Raw genomic sequence first — 24,063 nt, 5'->3', positions numbered from 1 at the left:
GACAAGCGCTGCAAAACCCGCGGCGTCATCCTCGGCCTTGTGCCGAGGATCTGCGCCGGTCCAATTAAGTATCTGAAAAGAAATGTTTTCCTGTCAACCAACAGCAGTGGTCAGATGCTCGGCACAAGGCCGAGCATGACGGAGGAGACTTTGTCTCAAACCCGTGCGGTGAGATAATCCATGCTGGCGCGAAGCGCGCCGGCCGGGTCCTTCACGGCATGCACTTCCGCCGCAAAGGGCTCGAAGGAACAGGGCCCCTTATAGCCCGCCTGCAGCAGCGCCTTGATCTGCCCGGCATTGTCGAGCCGGTCGTCGCCGTCGACGAGCACACGATGGGAATCGCGCATATCGGCAACGGAAACAGAGGGGTTGCTGACGCCGGAAATGTGCACCAGGCCGGCAAGCTCCGGGAAGGTCGCGGCTTCCCCGGCAAGGTGATGGTGGAAGGTGTCGTGGACGAGCTTGAAGGTCGATTGCGCGCCGAGTTCCCTGATCGCCTCGGCCGCCTCGGTCTTCGAGCGCAGCGAGCAGATCTCGAAACCGAGCGGCTCGACGAGGCCTGTGATGCCGGCTTTCTCAAGCATCGGCTTCAGCGCCGTCAGCGACTGGCGCAGATTGGCCTGGCGTTCGCCGTCGGCGCAGCCGGTGCCGTCGTTCTTCGGAACAAGGACGAGCGCCTTGGCGCCGCAGGCGCTGGCGTAATCGATCAGTTCCTGCGCTTCAGCGGCCCTTGCGACATTCCACTCGTTGAAACGCTGCAGGGCGTTGATCGAGATGATCGTCAGGCCGTGGCGGCTGGCCGCGTCCTTGATCGCTTCCGGTTTGGTGCCGTCGAGAATGGCATTGCCGGAAAGATCGTTGCGGATCTCGACCGCGTCGATGCCGAGCGACTTTGTCAGCGCGAAGAAATCATCGATGGCGAGCGAAGGTGCGGCCATATGGTTGAGCGCAAAGCGGATCGAAGTCATGACGGATAGTTCCTCCTCGTCTCCGCGGCATAAGCGGAGCAGTTCCTCGTGAATGGGCCTGCGAATCTCTATCGGAATTCCTGCGGCAATCCATCGGCCATCGCCGCCGCCCGCTTTCATTGCTGAAAGAATTTCAGCCGAAATGATAGAATCCCATCATTTCTCAGAGGTTCTCCGAGATGTGGATATCGAAGGGCAGGAAGAACTGGCCGGGAACGGCGGTTTCGCTGTTTTCGATTGCGCTCGTCATCAGTGCCATCAGCTCCTTGCACAGGGCGGGCAGGGGCGTGCCGATCGCCATGGCGACGATATCGTCGGCAAGCCCCGCTTTGCTGTCGGGCGTCAGTTCGTTGACGACAAGGACGATCTTGCCGCCGAGGCTTTCCTCACGAACAGCCGAGATCGCGCCCTCCATGCCGCCGCCGCAGACATAAAGGCCGACGAGATCGGGATGTTTCCCTAACAGTGTCAGTGTTGCCTCATGAGTGATCTCCGGAGTATCCAGGTTAATCAATGTATCGATGACGTCGAATTCCGGCGCGTTTTCACGAAAATAGGAACGAAAACCGATCTCGCGCAGCTCATGTCCGTGAAAACGGTGGCTGCCGACGAAACAGGCGACCTTGCCCGGCACACGGGCAGTCTTGGCAATCACCCAGGCGGCAGTGCGGCCGACCTTGCGGTTGTTAACGCCAATATAGGCATTGCGCACCCCCGAGGCGAAGTCGGAAAGCAGCGAAAAGACGGGAATGTCTCTTTCCCTCAGTTCCTCAATTGCCGCCGTTACCGCAGGATAGTCTGGAGCGACGAGAGCGATGGCCTGATTGCGGGCGCCGAGGGCCTTGAGTTTCTCGACGATCGCCGCCGGTGTCGAAGCGGAGGGATAGTCGATCTGGATCTGGAGACGGGCGGTGGTCACGGCGCGCGCCGCCACTTCGATCTCGCGAGCAAAAGCCTGATAGAAGGGCTGCATCGGCTTTTGCAGCAAGAAGGCCAGCTTATATTGCGGCAAATCCTCGAAGACACGTTGCCGAATCAGCCCGACGGCGTGATAGCCGATCGACTGGGCCGCATCATAGACCCGCCGCGCCGTTTCCTCGCGAACGCGGTGGCGGCCGTTCAAGACGCGATCGACGGTGGCGACGCTGACGCCGGAGGCGCGGGCGAGATCAGATATGGTCGGACGGCGCATCGGCGTTCCTGATGGATTCGATCATGAATGCGAGCCATCCATGATAGCTTTTGATAGATTACATCAAGCCTGCATTGAGCCTCTTCCGAAGTCAACCTATTCTCTCGGCAACGGCATAACGGGAGGCGGATGATGACGATCCAGGCAAAGAAACGGGACTACGACCTGCTCGGCGAAAGCGGCCGCACCGCCGTCGAGACGGGACTGGCGGCAGCACAGTGGTACCACACGGATATTCCACGCAAGGAGATGAAGGCGCTGATGCAGCGCTCGGATGCGCCTGGTATCCGTGACACCGTCATCTGGCTCGGCAGCATGGTGGTCCTTGCCGGGCTCGGCATCTATTTCTGGGGCTCGTGGATCGCACTGCCCTTCTTCCTCGCCTATGGCGTGCTCTATGGCTCGGCCTCCGACAGCCGCTGGCACGAATGCGGCCACGGCACCGCCTTCAAGACGCGCTGGATGAACGATGCCGTCTACCAGATCGCCTGCTTCATGATCATGCGCAATCCGGTGACCTGGCGTTGGAGCCACACGCGCCATCATACCGATACCGTCATCGTCGGCCGCGATCCCGAGATCGCCGTCATGCGCCCGCCCGACCTCGTCCGGTTGGTCCTCAATTTCTTCGGCATCCTCGATGTCTGGCATGCGATCGTCGACATGCTGCGCAATGCCGCCGGCGTCATCGGCGCGGCGGAAAAGACTTTCATTCCGGAGATGGAGCAGCCGAAGGCGATCCGCATCGCCCGCATCTGGCTGGCGATCTATGTCGCCACGATCGCCGCAGCACTCGCCATGGGTTCGATCCTGCCACTGATGCTGATCGGCCTGCCGCGCCTCTACGGCGCCTGGCACCATGTGCTGACCGGGCTTTTGCAGCATGGCGGCCTGGCCGACAACGTCATCGACCACAGGCTAAACAGCCGCACGGTCTATATGAACCCGATCAGCCGCTTCATTTATTGGAACATGAACTACCACGTCGAACATCACATGTTCCCGATGGTGCCCTACCACGCGCTGCCCAGACTGCACGCGATGATCAAGCACGACCTGCCGGCGGCAAACCCGTCGATCCTCTCCGGCTATCGCGAGATGATCCCGGCCTTCCTGCGCCAGCTGCGCAACGAGGATTATTTCCTGAAGCGCGAACTGCCGGCCACCGCGCGGCCCTATCGCGAAGAGTTCCACAATGAGCTGGCTCCGGCTGCGCAATAATCACGATCAAGGCAATAATCACAATCGAGGGAGGATGAGATGAGCGGAAACTGGATCGAAGTCTGCGGCAAGGACGAGATCGACGAAGAGGATGTCATCCGCTTCGATCATGGGGGGCGCACCTTTGCTGTCTACCGCAGCCCCGACGACGAATTCTTCGCGACCGACGGGCTCTGCACGCATGAACATATCCATCTCGCCGACGGGCTCGTCATGGAGGAGATCATCGAATGCCCGAAGCATAACGGCCGTTTCAACTACAAGACGGGCGAAGCCAAGGGCGCGCCGGTCTGCGTCAATCTCAAGACCTATCCTGTGAAGGTCGAAGGCGGCAGCGTCTTCATCTCGGTCTGACGGAGGCTGATGTGGCCCATTTCGTTATCTTGGGTGCCGGCGAATGCGGTGCGCGCGCCGCTTTCGCCCTGCGGGAAAAGGGTTTTGACGGCGAAATAACGCTTGTCGGCGCCGAACCCCTTCATCCCTATGAACGGCCGCCGCTTTCGAAGGCGGGTTCCGATGCAAGCGATCCGAAATTCATCGCTGCGGCGGAAAAATACGCCGAAAGCCGCATCCGGCTGCTGACCGGCCTGGAGGCGAAGGAGTTCGACGCGGCATCGAGAACCGTCACGCTTTCCGACGGGACGACGCTTTCCTATGACAGGCTTCTGCTGGCGACGGGTGCCGCCGCGCGTTCGTTCCCCGGCGTCCCGGACGGCACCACCTTTATTCGCTCGCTGAGGACGCATCATGATGCGACGGCACTGCGCGAGACCATGCGGCCGGGGAAGCATATCGCCATCATCGGCGGCGGCTTCATCGGCCTGGAACTGGCGGCGACCGCCCGCCTTCTCGGCGCCGAGGTCACCGTCATCGAGGGGCTGGAACGGGTGCTGAAGCGCGGTGTGCCTGAGGAAATCGCTCACCTGCTGACCGAGCGCCACCGCGCCGAGGGCGTCGATATCCGCTGCAGCGTCTCGATCGCGGCGCTGAGCGAGGAAGGCGGAAAGGCCGTGATCCGATTGTCGGCCGGCGAGGTGATCGACGCCGATCTCGTCCTTGTCGGCATCGGCGCGCGGCCGAATGTCGAGATCGCCGAAAGGGCGGGGCTTGCAGTCGAAAACGGCATTGCCGTCGATACCCATCTGCGGACTTCGGCTGCGGATGTTTTTGCCGCCGGCGATTGCTGCTCCTTTCCGTTGCCGGTCTATGGCGGCCGCCGGGTGCGGCTGGAATCCTGGCGCAACGCCCAGGAGCAGGGCACATTGGCCGCGGCCAACTTGCTCGGCCGCGACGAAGCCGTTTCCTCGGTGCCGTGGTTCTGGTCGGATCAATACGATCTGACGCTGCAGATAGCAGGCCTTGCCGAAGGCGCCGTCACGCATCGGCGCCGCGACCTCGGACCCGGCGCCTTCATTCTGTTCCATCTCGATGCCGACGGACGATTGATCGCCGCCAGCGGCATCGGGCCGGGCAACGCGGTGGCGCGAGATATCCGCCTCGCCGAAATGCTGATCGCAGCCCGCGCTCATCCGGACCCGGCGGCGCTCGCCGCCAGCGACATCAAACTGAAATCCCTGCTGGCCGCCTGAGCCCCGATATATTCAAAGGAATTGACGATGAAGAAACACAAGCGCGCAACCGTCGCCGACCTGCTGGCGGAAAAAGGCAAGCGCCAGCTCACCATGCTGCGCGTCACCTCGCTGGAGGAGGCGGAAGCGGCCGAAAAGGCGGGGATCGACATCGTCTCGGTGCCGCCCTCGCTGCTCGGCCCGGTCTTTCGCGAGATCGCCCCGACGCCCTTTGCCATTCCGGGTCTGGAATATGGCGATCTTGTCTCGGCCGAAGATTATCTGCGCGCGGCCTTCGCGGCGCTGAAGGCCGGCGGCGATGCGGTCTATTGCGCCGCCAGCCTGCAGACGATCCGGCGCATGCGCGACGAAGGCATCCCGGTCTGCGGCCATCTCGGCCTGATCCCGTCGAAGGCAACCTGGACCGGCGGCTTCCGCGCCGTCGGCAAGACGGCGGCGAGCGCCGCAGAGATCTGGCGGCAGACCAAGGCGCTGGAAGAAGCCGGCGCCTTTGCCGCCGAAATCGAAGTCGTGCCGGGCGATGTCGCCGCCGCCATCAGCAGCAATACCTCGATGCTGATGATCTCCATGGGCGCCGGCAGCGGCTGCGACGCCCAATATCTCTTCGCCGACGACGTGCTCGGCGCCAATCGCGACCATTATCCGCGCCATGCCAAGGTCTACCGCAACTTCGCCGCCGAACACGACCGGCTGCAGCGCGAACGCATCGCCGCCTTCACCGAATTCGCCGAGGATGTCCGCACCGGCGCCTATCCGCAGAAGCGCCATTGCGTCGGCATCGACGAGGCGGAATTGACGGCTTTCCTGGATCGGCTGGCCAGCGAGACGGGGAATCGGTGAAGTAGTCCCACCTATTCTTTGCCTTCGCTTACGCTCAGCGCATTCGCTTCGCTCACCCCCTCATCGGCCTGCCGGCATCGACCGGGGTCGAGCCACGGGTCTCGACCCGTCCTTCGGACCCCCGCTGGGGAGAAGGGGGAGCACGCCATTGGCTTCCGCTCCTGCCTGTGTCAGGAATGGCCCATTCGGAACGGAGTATTCGGTCCCCTGTGACGATCGGCTTTGCGCATGCGGAATTGATTGCGGTGCTCGTCGCGGTGACGGGGGACGAGCCGCGTGTGATGACCATCCGCTCCGGCAATGCGCTGCCGTCAGGCCCTTTCGAAATGGGCCATCGCACCCTGCAATCGGGCCTGCGCGAATGGGTGCAGGAGCAGACCGAGCACCCTGTCGGCTATCTCGAACAGCTCTATACTTTCGCCGACCGCGACCGGAACAACGACATTCCGGGCGGGCGGACGATCTCGATCAGCTATCTCGGCCTCGTCAACGAACAGTCGGGCGCCGGCCGACCGGGCTGGCACGGCTGGTACGAATATTTTCCCTGGGAAGACCATCGCCACGGCCGGCCAGTCGTGCTCGACGAGATCATGACACGCCTGCGGGACTGGGCCGATGACGATCCTTTCAGGCGCGACCACCGCCATCGCCGGGCGGATTTCACCTTCGGCCTCGACGGCGGCGGCTGGAACGAGGATCTCGCCCTGCAGCGCTACGAACTGCTCTATGAAGCCGGGCTGGTCGCCGAAGCCGGATGTGCTGGTGAAAGCAATCTCGGCCGGGCGATGTTTGCCGATCACCGCCGGATTCTGGCGACAGGCATCGCCAGGCTGCGCGCCAAGATCAAATACCGCCCCGTCGTCTTCGAGCTGATGCCGGAGAGTTTTACGCTCTTGCAGCTGCAGCGCGCCATCGAGGCCTTGGCGGGACTGACGCTGCACAAGCAGAATTTCCGCCGCCTGATCGAACAGCAGGAACTGGTCGAGGAAACCGGCGGCACGGAAAGCGAAACCGGCGGCCGGCCGGCCAAGCTCTTCCGCTTCCGCCATACCGTGCTCGAAGAACGCGCGCTCGCCGGAACGAAATTACCGCTCTCCCGCAATTGACATATGCTCATGGTGAGAATATCTATTTGCCCATGATATGCTCAAATGGAGCATAATTAGGAGCCGGTCATGAATCACCCTGTTTCCGCATCCTCGCTCTATGAGCGCGTCAGCCGCGTCATTCCCAAAGCCGAATGGATGACCTTCGAAAACGATGTCGACGCCATCCTTGAGCTCAAGCGCCGCCGCAACGCCGTCATCCTCGCGCATAACTACCAGACGCCCGAGATCTTTCATGGCGTCGCCGATATCGTCGGCGACAGCCTGGCGCTCGCCCGCAAGGCGATCGAAGTCGATGCCGACGTGATCGTGCTGGCCGGCGTGCATTTCATGGCCGAGACCGCCAAGCTGCTCAATCCTGAGAAAACCGTGCTGATCCCGGATCTCGGTGCCGGCTGTTCGCTGGCGGATTCGATCACGCCTGAAGATATCGCGCTCTTGCGCCAAGCCCATCCCGGCGTGCCCATCATCACCTATGTCAACACCTCGGCCGCGGTGAAGGCCGCCTCCGACATCTGCTGCACCTCTGGCAATGCCAAGCAGGTGGTGGAATCGCTCGGCGTTCCCAAAGTGCTGATGATCCCGGACGAATACCTGGCGCGCAACGTCGCCCGCGAGACCGATGTCGAGATCATCGCCTGGCACGGACATTGCGAGGTGCACGAACTCTTTACCGCCGACGACGTGCGCCAGCTGCGCGAAAACCATCCCGGCGTAACGGTGCTCGCCCATCCCGAATGCCCGCCCGAGGTGGTGGCCGAAGCCGATTTCGCCGGCTCGACCGCGGTGATGTCGGATTATGTCGGCAGCCGGAAGCCGGCGCGCGTCGTGCTGCTCACCGAGTGTTCGATGAGCGACAATGTCGCCGTGCACCATCCTGACGTCGAGTTCATTCGCCCCTGCAATCTCTGCCCGCATATGAAGCGGATCACGCTGGCCAATATTCGCGGAGCGCTTGAGGAAAACCGCCATGAAGTGACGGTCGATCCGGCGATTGCCGTGGCCGCGCGCCGCGCCGTCGAAAGGATGCTGGCGATATGACCGAGGCTCTCCACAATCTCGCCGGCCGCACGGTGATCGTCGGCAGCGGCCTTGCCGGGCTGATGACCGCACTGACGCTGGCGCCGAAACCTTCCGTCATCGTCACCCGCGCCGCCCTTGGCACGGAGACGTCGAGCGCCTGGGCGCAGGGCGGCATCGCCGCCGGCATGGGCGCCGACGACAGCGCCGAACTGCACCTTGCCGACACGCTCGCCGCCGGTGACGGCCTCTGCGATCCCTCGGTTGCCGCCGGCATCATTGCCGAAGCACCGGCGGCGATCGCAGCGCTGGAGCAAGCCGGCGTGCGTTTCGACCGCAATGCCGCGGGCGAACTTTCGCTCGGGCTGGAGGCCGCCCATAGCCGCCGCCGCATCGTCCATGCCGAAGGCGATGGTTCGGGAGCGGCGATCGTCGCCGCCCTGGTGCGGGCGGTGAAGCAGACACCGTCCGTCACCGTGCTCGAAGGCTTTGAGGCGCGGCGGATCTTGATGGAGGGCGAGCATGTCGCCGGCCTGCTCTGCGCGACCGTGAATGGCGCCGCCATCCTGCCGACATCAGAACTGGTGCTCGCCACCGGCGGCATCGGCGGCCTTTTCGACGCGACCACCAATCCGACGGGCAATTTCGGCCAGGGCATCGCGCTCGCGGCAAGAGCCGGTGCCGATCTCACTGACATGGAATTCGTCCAGTTCCATCCGACTGCGCTCGATTCCCGCCGCCGGCCCTTGGCGCTGGTCAGCGAAGCAGTGCGCGGCGAGGGGGCCTTGCTGGTCAACGAACGCGGCGAACGCTTCATGGCCCGCATCCCGGGCGCCGAACTTGCGCCGCGCGATGTGGTGGCACGCGCCATCAGCGCCGAAATCGCCCGCGGCGGCCGCGTCTTCCTCGATGCCCGCGCGGCACTCGGCAGCCGCTTTGCCGCACGCTTTCCCGTCATCGCAGCCCTTTGCGGCGAGGCCGGCATCGATCCGGCGAACGACCTCATTCCGGTGCGCCCGGCCGTTCACTATCACATGGGCGGCGTCGCCACCGATGCGAACGGCCGCAGCTCGGTTGCCGGTCTCTGGGTCGCCGGCGAAGCGGCTTCGACCGGCCTGCATGGCGCCAACCGGCTTGCCAGCAATTCGCTGCTGGAGGCGGCGGTGATGGGCATGCGGGCGGCGCGCGACATCTCGGCCGTGCCGGCGCGCGCTGTCGGCACCATCCTTGCCGATAGACTGCCGCCGCCTGCCGATGCATCGCTCGTCCGGCCGATCGTCTCGCGCCATCTCGGCGTGCTGCGCAATGCCGGCGCCGTTGAGGGCGCGATCGCCGCCTTGCTGCCGCTGGCCGAAGGCGACGGCCCTGCCGCCGATCCCGCTATCGTCGCGCTGCTGATCGCCGTCTTTGCCAGCCTGCGGATGGAATCGCGCGGCGCCCATGCGCGCACCGATTTTCCGCTGAAGCTCGGCGCTGCCGAGCGCTGCCGCATGCGCCTTTCCGAAGCGCTGGAGATCGCCCGCGTGCCCTATGCCCTTGCCAGGAGTGCCTGAGATGAATCTCGTCCCGCTTCCGCGCCTGATCGTCGAACCCTTGGTCCGGGCAGCCCTGCTCGAAGATCTCGGTCTTGCCGGCGATATCACCTCGGCCTCGGTCATCCCCCACGACCATCGCTCGACGGTCGTCATGGCCGCCCGCCAGTCGGGCGTCATCGCCGGTCTCGATGCGGCCGAACTCGCCTTCGCCCTCGTCGATCCTGGTATCACCATGCGCCGCAATCTCCAGGACGGTGACGCGGTCAAGCCCGGCGACGTGATCGCCACCATCGAAGGTCCATCACGCGGCCTGCTGACGGCTGAGCGCACTGCGCTGAATTTCCTCGGCCATCTCTCCGGCATTGCGACGGTCACGGCAGAGATTGCCGCCGCGATCCGCGGCACCAAAGCCTCCGTCGCCTGCACCCGCAAGACGACGCCGGGGCTGAGAGCGCTGGAGAAATATGCGGTGCGGGCCGGCGGCGGCATGAACCACCGGTTCGCGCTGCATGACGCGGTGCTGATCAAGGACAATCACGTCGCCATTGCAGGCGGCGTCACCGAGGCGATCCGCCGGGCACGCGCCGGCATCGGTCACATGGTGAAGATCGAGGTCGAAGTGGACACGCTCGACCAGCTGCGCGAAGCGATGGAGACCGGCGTCGACGCCGTTCTGCTCGACAATATGACGCCGGATCAGCTGCGCCAGGCCGTCGCCATCGTCGCCGGCCGGGCGATCACCGAGGCCTCCGGCCGGGTCACGCCGGCAACGGCCGCCGCAATCGCCGCCTCCGGCGTCGACCTCATTTCCGTCGGCTGGCTGACGCATAGCGCCCCGGTACTGGACATCGGGCTCGATTTCGTCGAGGCGACCGCGGCGGAAACAAGCCTGAAACGGGTTGCGCAGATGCTCTAACTATTTAATTTAGAACAGGATTCAGATTTTACTCCGATCCGGCCTAAAATCATCCTGTTCTACTCTGCTGGCTATGAAGGCCAGCCGCGGCTCAAACAACTCCTCGCCGGAGAAGGTCCACAGCACCTTAATCGGCAAGTGTTGGCGAAGCATCTTCTCGGCGAGCGGCACGCGAAAATGCAAATATTCGCTGAAACTTCTTCTCTTTATAGCAAAAACCGCTATGCGCGGCGCTCTTATAGCTCTAACATGTTTCCGCGACCGCTACGTTTGCGCGCCATGGCTTTCAGGGGTGAGAACCGGGATGCAACGGAGATCCGGACTGATGTCGAAGAACAGGCTGTGCCTGCTCGGAAGACCGAGGCTGCTGGCAACGGGGAGGGAACTCCCTTTGCCGGAGAAGTCTTATTTTCTCCTCGCCATGCTCGCCGCCGAAGCCAATCTCGAACTCGACCGCGAAACCGTCAGGCGACAGCTCTGGCAGTCGGAACTGCCGGAAAAACGGGCAGGCAGCCTGCGCCAGCTGCTGTCGCGCATCGAGCAGAGCATTCCCGCCGACCTTCCGCCGCTGCTCGCCGCGACCCGAACCCATATCGGGCTTGCGGATGGCTGGGAGGTCGACGTTCATATCCTGAAACAGAAAGGGCCGCTCGCCCCCGAAGACAGCGATATGCTGAACGGCGAACTGCTGGAAGGCGCCAAATCGCCGACGCAGGGTGCCGAGGACTGGCTGACCTTTGAACGCCAGCGGATCGACGAATGGCGCTCGACCCATCTGACGCGGCTGATCGAAACATCGGAAGACAGGTCCGATGATGAGCAGGTCGCGCTTGCCAGGCGCCTGCTGGAACTCGATCCTGCCAGTGAGACGGCCTATCGCGCCCTGATGCGCACCCATGTCAGGATGAACGATCCGGCTGCGGCCCGCCAGGCCTATCTGAAATGCAAGAGCCAGCTGAAAGACGAGTTCGACACCGAGCCGGAGGAAAGCACCACAGCACTCGCACGCGAACTCGGCCTGATTCCGGCGGCACAGGCAGCCGCGCCGGAGCGCCCGCCTGTGCCTGGAGTGTTTGGCGATCTGCTCGGCCAGCCGCGCATCATCATCCTGCCGCCGGAAAGCATCTTCACCGATCCGCTGATGGAGCGTGTCGGCAGAGCGCTTCTCGAAGACGTCACCATCGGCCTCAGCCAGCAGCGCGGCTTCAAGGTGATCGCGGCGCATACGAGCCTCGAAATCCTCAGCCGCTCGATCGATCCGGCACGTGCCGTGTCCGGCCCGCTCGACCTCAGCTTCGACTATGCGGTTTATGTCACCATCCAGGGCCGCGACGAGGACGTCTTTGCCACCTGCCGGCTGACGCGGACGACGACGTCCGAAGTGATCTGGGCGCTGGAACTGCCGCTGGTGATGCAGAAGATCAGCGAATCCTTCGCGCATCTGACGCGGCGGATCGTCTCCTCGCTCGCCGACACGATCGAGCGCCACGAACTGGCGATGCCGATCGGCGAGGCGCCGGCCTCCGCCTATCGCCTTTACCTGGAAGGCAAGCGGCTGATCGCCCAGACCGACCTGCAGCATCTGCGCCAGGCGCGCAAATGGTTCAAATCCTCGCTCAATCGTTATGAGCATTTCTCCGCCGCCCATGCCGGTGTGTCGCGGGCACTCGGCATGGAATGGCTGATCCGCGGGATGCGCGACACCGACCTGCTCGACGAGGCGAACGGCGCCGCCCGGCAGGCACAGCAGTCTGACCCGAACAGCGGCCGGGCCTATCGCGAGCTCGGTTTTGTCGCGCTTTATCGGCGCCGCTTCGACGAAAGCCTCGAATATTTCCAGCAGGCCCAGGATCTCAATCCCAACGATGCCGATATTCTCGCCGATTTCTCCGACGCACTTTCTCACGACGGCGATTTCGACCGGGCGCTGGAGCTCAGCCGTGCAGCCTTCAAGCTCAATCCGCTGCCGCCGGACTATTATTACTGGAACCTCGGCGGCATCCACTTCATGCGCGAAGAGTATGAAAAGGCGATCGACGCGCTGGAACCGGTGAAGACGAAACAGGCGACCGCCCGCCTGCTCGCCGCCTCGCATGCCATGTCGGGCAATACCGGCAAGGCCCACAGCTATGCCAGAACGGTTCTGGAAAATTTCCCCGATTTCCGCAGCGAGGACATCCGTCATTTCGTCCCCGATCGCGATCCCGCCTTTACCGAACCGCTGATAATGGGCCTGCAACTGGCCGGTCTTCCCTGATAGACCGCCTTTTAACGAAGCCTGTAACGCTTAAATGACGCAGGCAATGTTTCCCTCTGATGGTTAACGGCAGCGCGCTGCCCAACCAATCGGAGATGGAACATGAAGACGAATGCTGAAAGCACTGCAGTTCAGACCCAGTCCCTGCGCTTCTCTGCAGCCGCCAGAGCAGCGATGAAACAGGACGAACTCAACGTTTCCGCCAATGCGCTCGAAAGCCTGACGCACGCGCTGAGGTTCCGTTAAGGGCGAGATTGGTATGTCCGCTTTCGCCGATCTAGAGCAATTCCAGCAAAAGTGTGAAGTGGTTTTGCGTCCGGGATTGTGTGAAAACAAAGAAACAGAGCATTTTCGTGATCCGAAGAAAAACGGAAATGCTCTCGAAACGCTCGCCGATGACCTCGAACGATCATCGGCCGGCGTCAGCGAGTATCATGACCGCGCCGTCACGCCGGCGCAGACCCTTGCAGCCATCAGGCCGCATCTGCGCGAATTCGGCATTACCCGCGTCGGCCTGTTGACCGCGCTCGACGTCCTGAACATCCCTGTCGCTTTCGCCACGCGGCCGAACAGCCATACGCTCTCGGTCTTTCAGGGCAAGGGCATCGACAATGACGCCGCCATGACCTCGGCCGCCATGGAAGCGATCGAGACGCGGATCGCCGAAATCCCACCCGCCGACCTGACGCTGGCGACGGTCGAGGGCATCCGGGCCGAACATGCCGCCATGATCGATCTCGACAATGTCGCACGCTGCGCACCCGACGAGATCGGCACAGGCCTCATTCCCTGGTGCTCCGGGCTCGACATTCTTTCCGGCAGCAGCGTCTTCGTGCCCTGGTGGCTCGTCGGCCTCGACCACCGCGGCGAGCGGCCGCCGGGCTTCGAGCAGTCGAGTGACGGGCTCGCCTCCGGCAACACGCCGTCCGAAGCGGTCCTGCATGGGCTTTGCGAGCTGGTGGAACGCGACGCCTGGGCCCTGACCCAGCTGAAATCGCCACAGCGGCTGAAGGAAAGCCGCATCGACCCCGCCTGCTTCGGCGATGCGGTCATCGATATCATGACCGATCGGATCACCCGCGCCGGCATGCGGCTGCTGCTGCTCGACATGACCACCGATATCGGCGTGCCTGCCTTTCTCGCCGTCATCATGCCCGGCAATCTTTCCGACCGCGTCGATGCGCGCTGGGCCCATGTCTGCGGCGGCTGCGGCTGCCATCCCGACCCCGTGCGCGCCGCGCTGCGCGCCATCACCGAAGCGGCGCAGAGCCGGCTGACCGCGATTGCCGGCAGCCGCGACGATTTCTCGCCGCGCGTCTATCAGCGGCTCGACCGGAGCGAGGCGATGCAGCAGGTGGTCGAGCTCTGCGAGGGCGACGGCCGGATGTGCCCGTTCCAGGCCCGCCATCCCCGCGCGGCGACGATCCAGGACACCATCGGCCAGATTGCCGGCCGGCTGGCGGCAACCGGCATCGAGCAGATCGTCGTCGTGCCGTTTGCGCATCGGGTCCTGCCCGTCTCCGTCGTCAGGGTGATCGTGCCGGGTCTGGAGGTCGATATCTCGGGCCAGTACATCCAGCTCGGCATGCGGGCGGTCAACACGATGAGAGGAGCCCAGTCATGAAGGTGCTGTTCGTCGGCCCGAGCCTTGGCAGCGATCTCGCGGCGGCGAGAGCCATGTCCCCCCGCATCGATTTCCGGCCGCCGGCCGCCTGCGGCGACATCCTGAAGGCCGTTCACGACGGCGCCACCGCCATCGGCCTCGTCGACGGTTATTTCGGCGACCTGCCCTCGGTCTGGCACAAGGAAATTCTGTTCGCGCTCGAGCATGATGTCGCCGTTGCCGGCGGCGCCAGCATGGGCGCGTTGCGGGCGGCCGAATGCGCGCCCTTCGGCATGGTCGGGCTTGGCTCGATCTTCGAAGATTACGAGGCCGGGCGGCTGCTCGACGACGAAGCCGTCGCGCTGGTGCATGCGCCGCAGGCGCTCGGCTGGCTGCCGCTTTCGGTGCCCTGGGTCGATTTCGAGCCGACCGTTGATGCGCTTTTTGCCGGTGGCGAGATCTCGTCAGGCGAGCGCAAGAAACTGCTGCTTGCCGGCCGTTTCCTGCATTTTTCCGAGCGCACCTATGCCAAGGTCGTCGACGAGTGCCATTTCCGCAAGCCGCGCCGCGACCAGATCCTCGCCGCTGTCCGCCAGCATCGCGTCGAGCGCAAGCGCAGCGACGCCCGGCTGGTGCTGGATTGGCTGCGCCGGGACGAATTCCTGCCCGTCAACCGTGACTGGCGCTTTGCCGCAACCTCGCATTGGGAGCTGCTGCACGCCGAAGTCACGCGCAATGCGGTTGCTGTAACGCTTGAATAACGGTCACGGCGGAAAGATGCAGTGGTGATGGAATCGTAGGGTTTCACGGCCAAAGGGGCGGGACCGATGTTTGAACAACGCAACGAAGGTACAGGCAGCGAATACGCAAGGATCTTCCGGCTGCTGTCGGCAGCCAAGGAGGAGGCTGAAAAGCTTCAGCTGCGTAATCTGATGCACCTGACGAACATGGCGCTGCTGCAGGTCGCCATCGATTGGGACGGCATAGATCCCGACAGGGAGCTAGACGTCAATCTCGAAAAACTGCTCGGCAGCAAAGCCAAGATCGCAATGAAGGATGCCAGCGAGAATCTGATCCTGATCGATCGCCATTGATCCCGATCGATCCCTGATTGATCTCACTCGATCCCTGATCGATCCCGATCGATAGCCAGTGGTCGCGATCGGTCCCCGGTCGATACTATCGACCACGATCGCCACCCCCGATCACCGATCGATCATCATGCGGCTTGCCCGGGCCGCGTGAAGATCAGGAGTGTTATTCTGCCGCGTCGCCTTCCAGCTGTTCGGTATGCGCGATCGCCTGGACGAGCTTCAGGATCTTCTTGCGAAGAGCTTCGTTCTTGATCGAAAAGAACGCCGCATTGAGCAGCACGCCTTCGCGCGAGATGATGAATTCCTCGCTGGGAGCCGGGTTGTCGTTGGCCGTATCGGGGGTCGACAGATCGTCGAAAAACGTCCTGACGTCGACCTTCAGCGCGCCGGCGATTTCAACCAGCATGCTGGCGGAAACGCGGTTCGAACCCTTTTCGTATTTCTGGATCTGCTGGAACGTTACACCAACCCGATCGCCCAGTTCCGTCTGAGAAACTTTCCTCAACAAACGCTGGATACGGATGGTCTTTCCGACGTGAACATCGACGGAATGCGGTTCTTCTTTCATTTTTTCCCTCCTGAGGACACCGGATTAGAAGTATTCGCCAAATCCGTGTCTGACAACTTTTACCTGAGATGGCTAAAGCTAGCAATTGCCTGGTGGTAAGTCGTCCCAAACCGAAACACCGCGTCGCTTCATCCTTACAGAAGCAAAAGACATGCCAAAGTAGCACTTTTATTAGGCACAGCACATCATGTGATTTCGTGACCTCAAAGCGCCCAAAGACGCTGTGCATTGGCGAAAAGCAGCTTGGACCGCTCCGCCTCGCTGCTGCCGGAGAGCACGGCATGGGTCGCGGCGACCCAGGTGGACAGGCCGCCGCCGAGCGTGCAGACCGGCCAGTCGCTGCCCCAGACGACGCGATCCCAGCCGAAATTTGCAATCACGTGTTCGATATAGGGCTGCAGCGTCTGCGCCGTCCATGTCCTGGCATCGGCATAGGCAACGACGCCGGAAACCTTGCAGACGACGTTCGGCCGCCGGGCGATCTCCGATATGCCGGCCTTCCACGGCTCGAAGGCACCGGAGCGGATATCGGGCACGCCGCAATGGTCGAGTACGAACTGCACATCCGGCGCGAGATCGATGAGGGCCGTGACGCGGCCGGCCTGGTGCGGCAATGTGCAAAGGTCGAAGGTCAGGCCGCTGCCGCCGATGCGGCGGATGTTTTCGCGGAACAAGGCGCCTTCCGACACGTCGTCGGGCACGACATGCAGCACGCGGCGGAATCCCTTGACGAAGCGATCGGCCTTCTGCCGTTCGAGATAGGCGGCAAAGTCTTCTTCCTCCGGCCGGCAGGAGACGATGGCGCCGGCAATCAGGCTGCCTGTCTTCCCCGCGATGCCGGCAATGTGGTCGGTCTCGCCCTGCATGGCGGCGGGATCGACATCGACCTCCATGTGCAGGGCCGTGGTGATGCCGCAGCGCCGCGCCTCGGCCGCATAGGTCTCATAGAGAAAATCACGATCGAGATCGGGCACCTGGGAAAGCCAGGGATAGGGCAGTGCCGAGCGATCGATAATGTGCAGATGGGTGTCGATGAGCACGCTTTTCTCCTCCAAGCCAGGCTGTGCCGCAAGCTATCCCCGGTGAATGGATTGTTCAAATAGAAATTGCCGCCCGTTCAGGCAGGGCTTACGACGTCGGCGCCGGCCAGCAGCGAAAGCTGGTTGGCGGTCTTTTGCACCAGCATGATCGCCTGGCTGATATCGGGTGCTGCCGGCGCATTGACGAGCGCGATGAAGGGGCAGGTGAGGGCGGCGATGCAGCGCCCGTCCGGCCCGAGGACCGGTGCGGAGAGATTATAGACGCCGGAGGTCTGGGCGCTCGCCATCATCTCGTAGCCGCGCTCGCGGATCTGGTCGAGACGATCGTAGAAATCGGGGCCGAGTTCTATCTCCGCGCGGCTGCGCACATGTTCGGAGATCATCATCTCCCGCTCCTCCGGGCTGCGGAACGCGAGCAGCACATGCCCAGAACCGGTGTCGAACAGGCTGATATGGGCGCCGATGCGGATCGAGAAGCCCCAATAGTCCGGCGCCTCCTGCTGGGCGATGACGACAGCCGCGCCGCGATCGAAGACGGCGAGGTGATTGGCCTGGCGCGAGCGCTGGGCGAGATCGCGCATCAGCGGCGTGGCGTAGGAGGCTAGCCGGCGCACCGGGGTGTGCAGTTGCGCCAGACCGAAGAGCTTCAGCGTCAGCGAATAGCGGTCGCCGTCCAGCCGGGTGACGTAGCCGCGACGCACCAGGCGGTCGAGCATGCGGTAGAATTCATTGGGGCTGCGGTCGAGCCGCTTGGCGATATCGGCCTGAGTGAGGCCGCTGTCGACGCTGGCGAGCAATTCCAAGATATCGAGGCCCTTGTCGAGCGCAGGAGCGCGGTAGCGGTCTGACTCGTCGGTCTCCATTCCTTCCTCCTGTGAATATCATCCTGCATATACGCAGAACCGCAGCCGGAAAAGGAAAAGTTTGCGCTTGACCCTTGGCTAATCGTCTGTTTGTCTATAAACAGACAAATCATCACTGAAGACGCAGCTTGACATTGGGTGAGAAATCGCACGCGGAAAACACGGCAGGCTTGCCAGCGCCATCTTGCCGGAGGGCAGCCACAGCGCGCAAAATAGAAAAGGGTGAATGCCCGAGCCTTCGCCAAGACATGAAACTGCATTCGATCGTTCGGCACAGACAATTCCAGAAGAGGCCCGTGACATGACAAACAGACTTTCCGGCAAGACCGTTCTCATCACCGCCGCCGGCCAGGGCATCGGCCGGGCGACGGCGATAGCCTTTGCCGCGGTCGGCGCCAAGGTCCACGCGACCGACATCAATACCGGCGCACTGGCGACGCTTGCAGCAGAAACCGGGGTGTCCACTCATCAGCTGAACGTGCTCGAAGAAGATGCGGTCAAGGCTCTCGTCGCCGACATCGGCGCTGTCGACGTGCTGTTCAACTGTGCCGGCTTCGTTCACGCCGGCTCGATCCTGGAGATGAAGGATTCCGATTTCGAATTTGCCCTCGACCTCAACGTCAAGGCGATGATCCGCACCATCCGCGCCGTGCTGCCCGGCATGCGGGAGCGCAAGGACGGGTCGATCATCAACATGGCCTCGGTCGCCTCCAGCATCAAGGGCGTCCCGAACCGCTTCGCCTATGGCGTCACCAAGGCGGCGGTCATCGGGCTGACCAAATCCGTTGCCGCCGATTATGTCGCCGAGGGCATCCGCTGCAACGCCATCTGCCCGGGCACGGTGGAAAGCCCGTCGCTGCAGGACCGCATGCGCGCCCAGGGCGATTATGACGCGGCCCGCGCCGCCTTCATCGCCCGCCAGCCGATGGGCCGGCTCGGCTCACCTGAAGAGATCGCCGATCTCGCCGTCTATCTGGCCGGCGCCACCTATACGTCGGGCCAGGCGATCGCCATCGACGGCGGCTGGACGATCTGATTTCGGCCAAGGAAGCCGGCCGGCAGCCCCTGCCGGCCATCCGGCTATTGCAATTTGGGAGAACAACCATGACCCGCATCACCGACCTTCGTGTCTTCGATCTCCGCTTTCCCACCTCGCAGAGCCTGGATGGATCGGATGCGATGAACCCCGATCCGGACTATTCGGCCGCCTACGTCATTCTCGATACCGATGCGCCCGGCCTTGCCGGCCACGGCCTGACCTTCACCATCGGCCGCGGCAACGACATCTGCTGCATGGCGATCGAGGCGATGCGCCATCTCGTCGTCGGCACCGATCTTGCCGAAGTGCTCGCCCATCCCGGCAAATTCTGGCGGCATCTGACGAGCGACAGCCAGTTGCGCTGGATCGGCCCGGAGAAGGGCGCCATCCATCTGGCGACCGGCGCGGTCGTCAACGCCGTCTGGGATCTGCTTGCCAAACAGGCGGGAAAGCCGGTCTGGCGCCTCGTCGCCGATATGTCGCCGGAAGAGATCGCCGATATCGTCGATTACCGCTATCTCACCGACGTGCTGACGCGTGAGGAGGCGGTCGAGATCCTGAAGCGCGCCGAAGCCGGCAAGGCCGAACGCATCGCCATCCTCGAAAGAGAGGGGTATGCCTGCTACACCACCTCGGCCGGCTGGCTGGGTTATGAGGACGAGAAACTGCGCCGCCTCTGCAAGGAGGCGATCGACGCCGGCTTCAACCATATCAAGATGAAGGTCGGCCGCGACCTGGAAGACGATATCCGCCGTCTGAGGATCGCCCGCGAGGTGATCGGTCCCGACCGTTATCTGATGATCGACGCCAACCAGGTCTGGGATGTCGGCCAGGCGATCGACTGGGTCAAGGCGCTTGCCCCGGCCAAGCCCTTCTTCATCGAGGAACCCACAAGCCCCGACGACGTCGCCGGCCACCGCAAGATCCGCCAGGCGATTGCGCCGGTGAAGGTCGCGACCGGCGAGATGTGCCAGAACCGCATCATGTTCAAGCAGTTCATCGCCGAAGGCGCGATCGACATCGTCCAGATCGATTCCTGCCGCATGGGCGGGCTGAACGAGGTTCTCTCCGTGCTGCTGATCGCCGCCAAGTTCGGCCTGCCGGTCTGGCCGCATGCCGGCGGCGTCGGCCTCTGCGAATATGTGCAGCATCTGTCGATGATCGATTACGTCGCAGTATCGGGCACCAAGGAAGGCCGCGTCATCGAATATGTCGACCACCTGCACGAGCATTTCCTCGACCCCTGCCGGATCGAGAACGCCGCCTACATGCCGCCCAGCCTGCCGGGCTTCTCGATCGAGATGAAACCGGCCTCGATCAGCAACTATACGTTTCCAGGCTAAGAAAACTTCGCCCGCGCTGACGTATCCGCTGCCGGCCGCAGGATAATTTCCTGATGCCGACAGTCTTTCCCGCAGCCGACGGGCTTCCAATCTGACGGGACTGCTCCAATTCACTTGGAGGCGGGCGAAGCTTGCTTTTTTTAGCGGTGAGGAATATTTTCAAAGGGTGAATGCGGAGGGGGCCCAGCACCAGCAGGCCAGCAAATTTTATTGAACTTAAACAATAGAATGTTTGCGATCGAGCCATGCCCAAGTTTCACCACATCAGGAGACTGTGCGCCTATCTGCTGACCATCGCAGCAATACTGCTGTCGGCGGCCACCGCATATGCCGCCATCACGGAAGGTGAAAACGGCCGCCGCGTCGCGCTCGTCATCGGCAACTCGGTCTATAAGACGCTGCCCTCGCTTCCCAATCCCGCCAATGATGTCGAAGAGGTCGCCAACACGCTGCGCTCGGCCGGTTTCGACGTGACGATCGGCGTCAATGTCGACCGCATCGGGCTCGAGGATACGGTGCGCCGCTTCCTGCGTTCGACCAGCAATGCCGAGGCCGGCCTGATCTATTATTCTGGCCACGGCATCCAGGTGGGCGGGCAGAATTTCATCGTGCCGGTCGATGCAACGCTGGAGACGCCCTATGACGTCGAGACGCAGACCATGCCGCTCGACCTCATCCTCAACCATCTCAAGCAGAATTCGCGGGTGCAGCTGATCTTCCTCGATGCCTGCCGCAACAATCCCTTCAATGCCCAGAAATTCTGGATGGCGGAAAAGCTCGAACCGGTCGGCGCCACCCGCGGCCTTGCCCGCATCGACAGCGATCTCGGCAGCCTGATCGCCTTCTCCACCGAACCGGGCCAGGTGGCGCTCGATGGCGCCGGGGCGCTCAGCCCCTATTCCGAATCCTTCATCAAACGCGCCAGCGAACCGAACAAGGAAATCCGCCAGGTGCTGACCGATGTCCGTCGCGATGTGATCGCCATGACCGGCGGCAAGCAGGTTCCCTGGGAAAACTCCTCGTTGATGGACAGCTTCTATTTCATCCCGGCGCCGCCGCCGCCGAGCGTCGAAGCGATGCAGCAGGTGAGCGTGCCGGAAGGGGCTGCCGCCACCAAGCTGCCGATCGCCCCGCCGCATGACGAGACCGGCTCGACGCTGCTCGTCACCCTCAACCAGCTGCCGCAGACCGGCAAGCTCAGCTTCGACGGCAAACCGGTCGAGCAGGGCGCCAAGATGCCGGCCGCGGCGCTGACGGCGCTGACTTATGATTCCTCGGGTGTCGCCGCCGGAACTGTCGGCCTGATCGGCTATAGCGTCAGCGATCCTTATGGTCAGGCGACGCAGGGCGTCGTCGCGATCACCGTGGCGGCGGATGCCGGCGCCAAGCTCGCCCAGCTCGAACAGCAAAAGCAGGTGCGGCTTGCCGATGCCGATGCCTATCTGAAAACGCTGCCGCGCGACGTGAGCACCACGATCGGCGTCGGCCCGGTCGCGGCCAGCCTGCCGGTCGTTCCGGCATCGGCGGCGGAGATGACCTTCAAGGTCGCGGCGCTGCCCGACAAGGGCACGCTGCGCGCCGGAGACCGGGTGATCGGCCTCGGCCATGTGCTTGAGGCAGCCGATATTCCGGGCCTTTCCTACGAGCCGCAGATCGGCACGGAAAACCAGCCTTTCGCCCTGACGCTGCAAGCCGCCAACGACAACCTGCCGCCGGCGACCGTCACCTTCAAGCCGGTGCTCGACGCCTGCGACAGCGCAGCCGCAGCCCCCCTCGACCTGCAGGGCGTCACCTCGGGCAAACTGCCGAACGAGATCGACCCCGACGAGGCGCTGCCGGCCTGCACCGAGGCGATAAAGGCCTATCCCGAGGTGGCGCGCTTCGTCTACCAGCTCGGCCGCGCCCAGCTTGCCAACCGCGACACCAAGGCCGCTTTCGCGACGATCAAGAAGGCGATGGATGCCGGGCATGTCCGGGCGATCCATCATCTTTCGACCATGTACGAAATTGGTGCGTCCGTGCCTCGCAATGTCGATAAAGCTGCAGAAATCGTTCAAGCAGCAGCCAAGAAAGGCGACCCTTACGCACTGCACAGCTTCGGGAACGATCTGTATTACGGACGGGGCGTCAAAGCTGACCAGCAGCAAGGATTGCGCATGATGCTGCAGGCTGCCGATCTCGGTCATACCTACGCCATGAACGCTCTCGGCTATATCTTCTTGAACGGCGTCAAAGTTCCGGCCGATCCGGAGCGCGGCATTCGCTTTTACGAAGCCGGTGTCGAGCGCAACGACATCTATTCGCAGAACAATCTGGCGCTGGTCTACCGTTTTGGTAAAGGCGCGTCGCAGGATCTTCCAAAAGCGCTCGATCTATTTACGCGGGCAGCAGAAGGTGGTCAGCCCTACGCTCCGACAAACCTCGGGCGCATGTACCGCGACGGTGTCGGCGTTACCGCAGACAAAGCGGAAGCCGTAAAATGGCTGGAGATAGGAGCAGAACGCGGCGACTATTGGGGTGCTCTCGACCGTGCCAAACTGGCCAGAGATGACGGCACCGACCCAGACAGTCTAGTGATCGCTGCACGCTATTTTGCGTTGGCGATGGCGGTAAACAGGCCTGGTAGCGGTGATCCGAAAAACCAGGCGTTGGCAGAACTCAAGACGCTGCCTGACGTTGCAAAGAAGAAAGCGGAAGGAATTTTCTCCGCAGAGCTGACCGCTCAGGAACAAAAGGCTCTTCCGAAAGCCAAATCACTCAACGACAGACTCATCCAGCTCGCCAAGGCGACATGGATAAAGCGAAATCCGAGGTACGATCTCTTCTGACACGGCGGTATGGGGGCGCCTTATATGAATAGCAATCAAATCATCCGGGTCCTATTGTGCTCGACATTCATCGTTGGCTCAGGCGCAATCCTGCAAAGTTGCATCTTCGACCCAGGCGCCAAGACACTTTTCACCAGCGAAGAGCCGGCAGCCAATAAACAGCCGACAGTAAAACGAACACCCACCGTCAAAAAGGTAGCGGCAAGGAGCAATGAATCGGCTTTTGCCCGCTCTGACAACGGTTCCGGTGGAAATTCCAGTTCTGGCGGCGGCGGCATGGGCGGTGGCGGCGGCGATGGCGGCGGCGGCGGCGGCGATGGCGGCGGCAGTTGGCACTAGGACAGGTTGTCTTCAGTATCCATTTTACCTGATAGTATGTTCAAGATTGGTCTCTTCGTGGCCAAGAGCTAAACTCATCCCGCCGTCGTCATCCTCTGGCGCGGTGGGAAACTCAAAATCCTGTGTGAGTCCCTTACGCAAGCCCTTGTTCAAAATCCAACGCTATGCGATTGCGACAGGAGAAAAGACACGCGTGGGATGAGCCTCTATGGGCATAAGTGGAAGAAGCGCGTTGATCGCAGCACTCTTGGGCATGATGCTTACCGGCTGCACCACAACGGATGAAGGTGCCAAACAGCAGGCCGCCCCCAAGCCAGCCGGTCCAGTGGCAATTGAGCCAGCGGTTGCTGCATTCCGGGATATTTGCTTTGCTTACAGCGCGCCATATACGCAGGCCTACGCCGCCGCGGCGCGATACGGGGTGAAGACGTTCGAAACCAAGAAGGGTTCGAGTCTTATCTCCGGTAAGTATACATACACGGAGGGAGCCTCAGACGACCAATCTCTGAAGGTCCTCATCAATCCCGACGGATTATGTGTCACGAAATATCGACGTCATCCGGGTATGGCGGACGACGAGACAATCGAGAGCCAATTCGCGAACTTGATCAAAACAAAATATCCGGATGCGTTCAAAATGGGCGACCTAGGTGTTTAGTCCCGGCATTTGATGGTGCAATATCTTCCTTGGCATGGAGGGAA

At 62.6% G+C, this 24,063-nt stretch carries 23 protein-coding genes; 18 read left to right on the top strand and 5 right to left on the bottom strand.

The annotated features are described in order from the left end of the window. Nucleotides 1-155 precede the first annotated feature (155 nt). Complete coding sequence (locus tag AF337_RS38825; protein ID WP_049736347.1) at nt 156-968, bottom strand: TIM barrel protein; 813 nt, start codon at nt 966-968, stop codon at nt 156-158. A gap of 163 nt (nt 969-1,131) precedes the next feature. Then, nucleotides 1,132-2,160, bottom strand: coding sequence for a LacI family DNA-binding transcriptional regulator (locus AF337_RS38820; protein WP_049736318.1), 1,029 nt, complete (start codon nt 2,158-2,160; stop codon nt 1,132-1,134). Between the two features lie 132 nt (nt 2,161-2,292). Between AF337_RS38820 and AF337_RS38815 the strand changes: the two genes are divergently transcribed. The 13 genes from AF337_RS38815 (at nt 2,293) to AF337_RS38760 (ending at nt 15,341) form a co-directional block, all read left to right on the top strand. Further along, on the top strand, nt 2,293-3,381 hold the full coding sequence (locus AF337_RS38815; RefSeq protein WP_049736317.1) for a fatty acid desaturase family protein: 1,089 nt from the start codon (nt 2,293-2,295) through the stop codon (nt 3,379-3,381). Between the two features lie 39 nt (nt 3,382-3,420). Beyond that, on the top strand, nt 3,421-3,735 hold the full coding sequence (locus AF337_RS38810) for a MocE family 2Fe-2S type ferredoxin (protein WP_049736316.1): 315 nt from the start codon (nt 3,421-3,423) through the stop codon (nt 3,733-3,735). Between the two features lie 11 nt (nt 3,736-3,746). Beyond that, nucleotides 3,747-4,970: an NAD(P)/FAD-dependent oxidoreductase gene (locus tag AF337_RS38805; protein ID WP_049736315.1), complete on the top strand. Its 1,224-nt coding sequence runs from the start codon at nt 3,747-3,749 to the stop codon at nt 4,968-4,970. Nucleotides 4,971-4,997: 27 nt separating this feature from the next. After that, nucleotides 4,998-5,810: a 3-methyl-2-oxobutanoate hydroxymethyltransferase gene (locus AF337_RS38800; protein WP_049736314.1), complete on the top strand. Its 813-nt coding sequence runs from the start codon at nt 4,998-5,000 to the stop codon at nt 5,808-5,810. Between the two features lie 176 nt (nt 5,811-5,986). After that, entirely contained in the window at nt 5,987-6,916 is a 930-nt protein-coding gene (locus tag AF337_RS38795) for an NUDIX hydrolase (protein ID WP_193393707.1), read from the top strand. A gap of 69 nt (nt 6,917-6,985) precedes the next feature. After that, nucleotides 6,986-7,957 carry a quinolinate synthase NadA gene (gene nadA, locus AF337_RS38790; protein WP_049736312.1) on the top strand — a complete coding sequence of 324 codons (972 nt, stop codon included), beginning with the start codon at nt 6,986-6,988 and terminating at the stop codon, nt 7,955-7,957. Further along, nucleotides 7,954-9,489, top strand: a complete 1,536-nt coding sequence (locus AF337_RS38785) for an L-aspartate oxidase (RefSeq protein WP_049736311.1) — start codon at nt 7,954-7,956, stop codon at nt 9,487-9,489. The genes nadA and AF337_RS38785 overlap by 4 nt, the downstream gene beginning before the upstream one ends. Then, nucleotides 9,467-10,387 (top strand): carboxylating nicotinate-nucleotide diphosphorylase, encoded by a 921-nt coding sequence (gene nadC / locus AF337_RS38780; RefSeq protein ID WP_193393706.1) that lies wholly within the window; start codon nt 9,467-9,469, stop codon nt 10,385-10,387. The genes AF337_RS38785 and nadC overlap by 23 nt, the downstream gene beginning before the upstream one ends. A gap of 304 nt (nt 10,388-10,691) precedes the next feature. Further along, nucleotides 10,692-12,644 (top strand): AfsR/SARP family transcriptional regulator, encoded by a 1,953-nt coding sequence (locus tag AF337_RS38775; protein WP_049736309.1) that lies wholly within the window; start codon nt 10,692-10,694, stop codon nt 12,642-12,644. 102 nt (nt 12,645-12,746) lie between these two features. After that, nucleotides 12,747-12,890: a hypothetical protein gene (locus AF337_RS43940; protein WP_167347838.1), complete on the top strand. Its 144-nt coding sequence runs from the start codon at nt 12,747-12,749 to the stop codon at nt 12,888-12,890. 13 nt (nt 12,891-12,903) lie between these two features. Beyond that, nucleotides 12,904-14,268, top strand: a complete 1,365-nt coding sequence (locus tag AF337_RS38770) for a YcaO-like family protein (protein WP_244471387.1) — start codon at nt 12,904-12,906, stop codon at nt 14,266-14,268. Beyond that, complete coding sequence (locus AF337_RS38765) at nt 14,265-15,008, top strand: TfuA-like protein (RefSeq protein WP_049736307.1); 744 nt, start codon at nt 14,265-14,267, stop codon at nt 15,006-15,008. The genes AF337_RS38770 and AF337_RS38765 overlap by 4 nt, the downstream gene beginning before the upstream one ends. 66 nt (nt 15,009-15,074) lie before the next feature. Further along, the gene (locus tag AF337_RS38760) at nt 15,075-15,341 is read left to right on the top strand and encodes a hypothetical protein (RefSeq protein ID WP_049736306.1); all 267 of its coding nucleotides are present in this window, start codon (nt 15,075-15,077) and stop codon (nt 15,339-15,341) included. 163 nt (nt 15,342-15,504) lie between these two features. On the opposite strand, the gene AF337_RS38755 is transcribed toward AF337_RS38760, so the two are convergent. The 3 genes from AF337_RS38755 to AF337_RS38745 all read right to left on the bottom strand — a co-directional run bounded on the left by AF337_RS38755 (nt 15,505) and on the right by AF337_RS38745 (nt 17,812). After that, nucleotides 15,505-15,909: a helix-turn-helix domain-containing protein gene (locus AF337_RS38755; RefSeq protein WP_003563605.1), complete on the bottom strand. Its 405-nt coding sequence runs from the start codon at nt 15,907-15,909 to the stop codon at nt 15,505-15,507. 203 nt (nt 15,910-16,112) lie between these two features. Beyond that, nucleotides 16,113-16,949, bottom strand: a complete 837-nt coding sequence (locus AF337_RS38750) for an amidohydrolase family protein (RefSeq protein WP_049736305.1) — start codon at nt 16,947-16,949, stop codon at nt 16,113-16,115. 77 nt (nt 16,950-17,026) lie between these two features. Then, nucleotides 17,027-17,812 carry an IclR family transcriptional regulator gene (locus AF337_RS38745; RefSeq protein WP_049736304.1) on the bottom strand — a complete coding sequence of 262 codons (786 nt, stop codon included), beginning with the start codon at nt 17,810-17,812 and terminating at the stop codon, nt 17,027-17,029. Between the two features lie 301 nt (nt 17,813-18,113). On the opposite strand from AF337_RS38745, the gene AF337_RS38740 reads away from it, so the two are divergent. The 5 genes from AF337_RS38740 (at nt 18,114) to AF337_RS38720 (ending at nt 24,019) form a co-directional block, all read left to right on the top strand. Next, entirely contained in the window at nt 18,114-18,848 is a 735-nt protein-coding gene (locus AF337_RS38740) for an SDR family oxidoreductase (RefSeq protein WP_049736303.1), read from the top strand. Nucleotides 18,849-18,916: 68 nt separating this feature from the next. After that, nucleotides 18,917-20,194, top strand: coding sequence for an L-fuconate dehydratase (locus AF337_RS38735; RefSeq protein ID WP_049736302.1), 1,278 nt, complete (start codon nt 18,917-18,919; stop codon nt 20,192-20,194). A 245-nt stretch (nt 20,195-20,439) separates the two neighbouring features. After that, the gene (locus AF337_RS38730) at nt 20,440-23,022 is read left to right on the top strand and encodes a caspase family protein (protein ID WP_049736301.1); all 2,583 of its coding nucleotides are present in this window, start codon (nt 20,440-20,442) and stop codon (nt 23,020-23,022) included. Nucleotides 23,023-23,046: 24 nt separating this feature from the next. Next, nucleotides 23,047-23,361, top strand: a complete 315-nt coding sequence (locus AF337_RS43490; RefSeq protein ID WP_049736346.1) for a hypothetical protein — start codon at nt 23,047-23,049, stop codon at nt 23,359-23,361. 232 nt (nt 23,362-23,593) lie between these two features. Beyond that, nucleotides 23,594-24,019 carry a hypothetical protein gene (locus AF337_RS38720; protein ID WP_152971368.1) on the top strand — a complete coding sequence of 142 codons (426 nt, stop codon included), beginning with the start codon at nt 23,594-23,596 and terminating at the stop codon, nt 24,017-24,019. Nucleotides 24,020-24,063: the final 44 nt, after the last annotated feature.

The sequence above is a fragment of the Rhizobium ecuadorense genome (genome assembly GCF_001187535.1).
Lineage (GTDB): Bacteria > Pseudomonadota > Alphaproteobacteria > Rhizobiales > Rhizobiaceae > Rhizobium > Rhizobium ecuadorense.
Note: the sequence above shows the minus strand (reverse complement) of the source record. Positions and strands in the feature narration are given on the sequence as shown.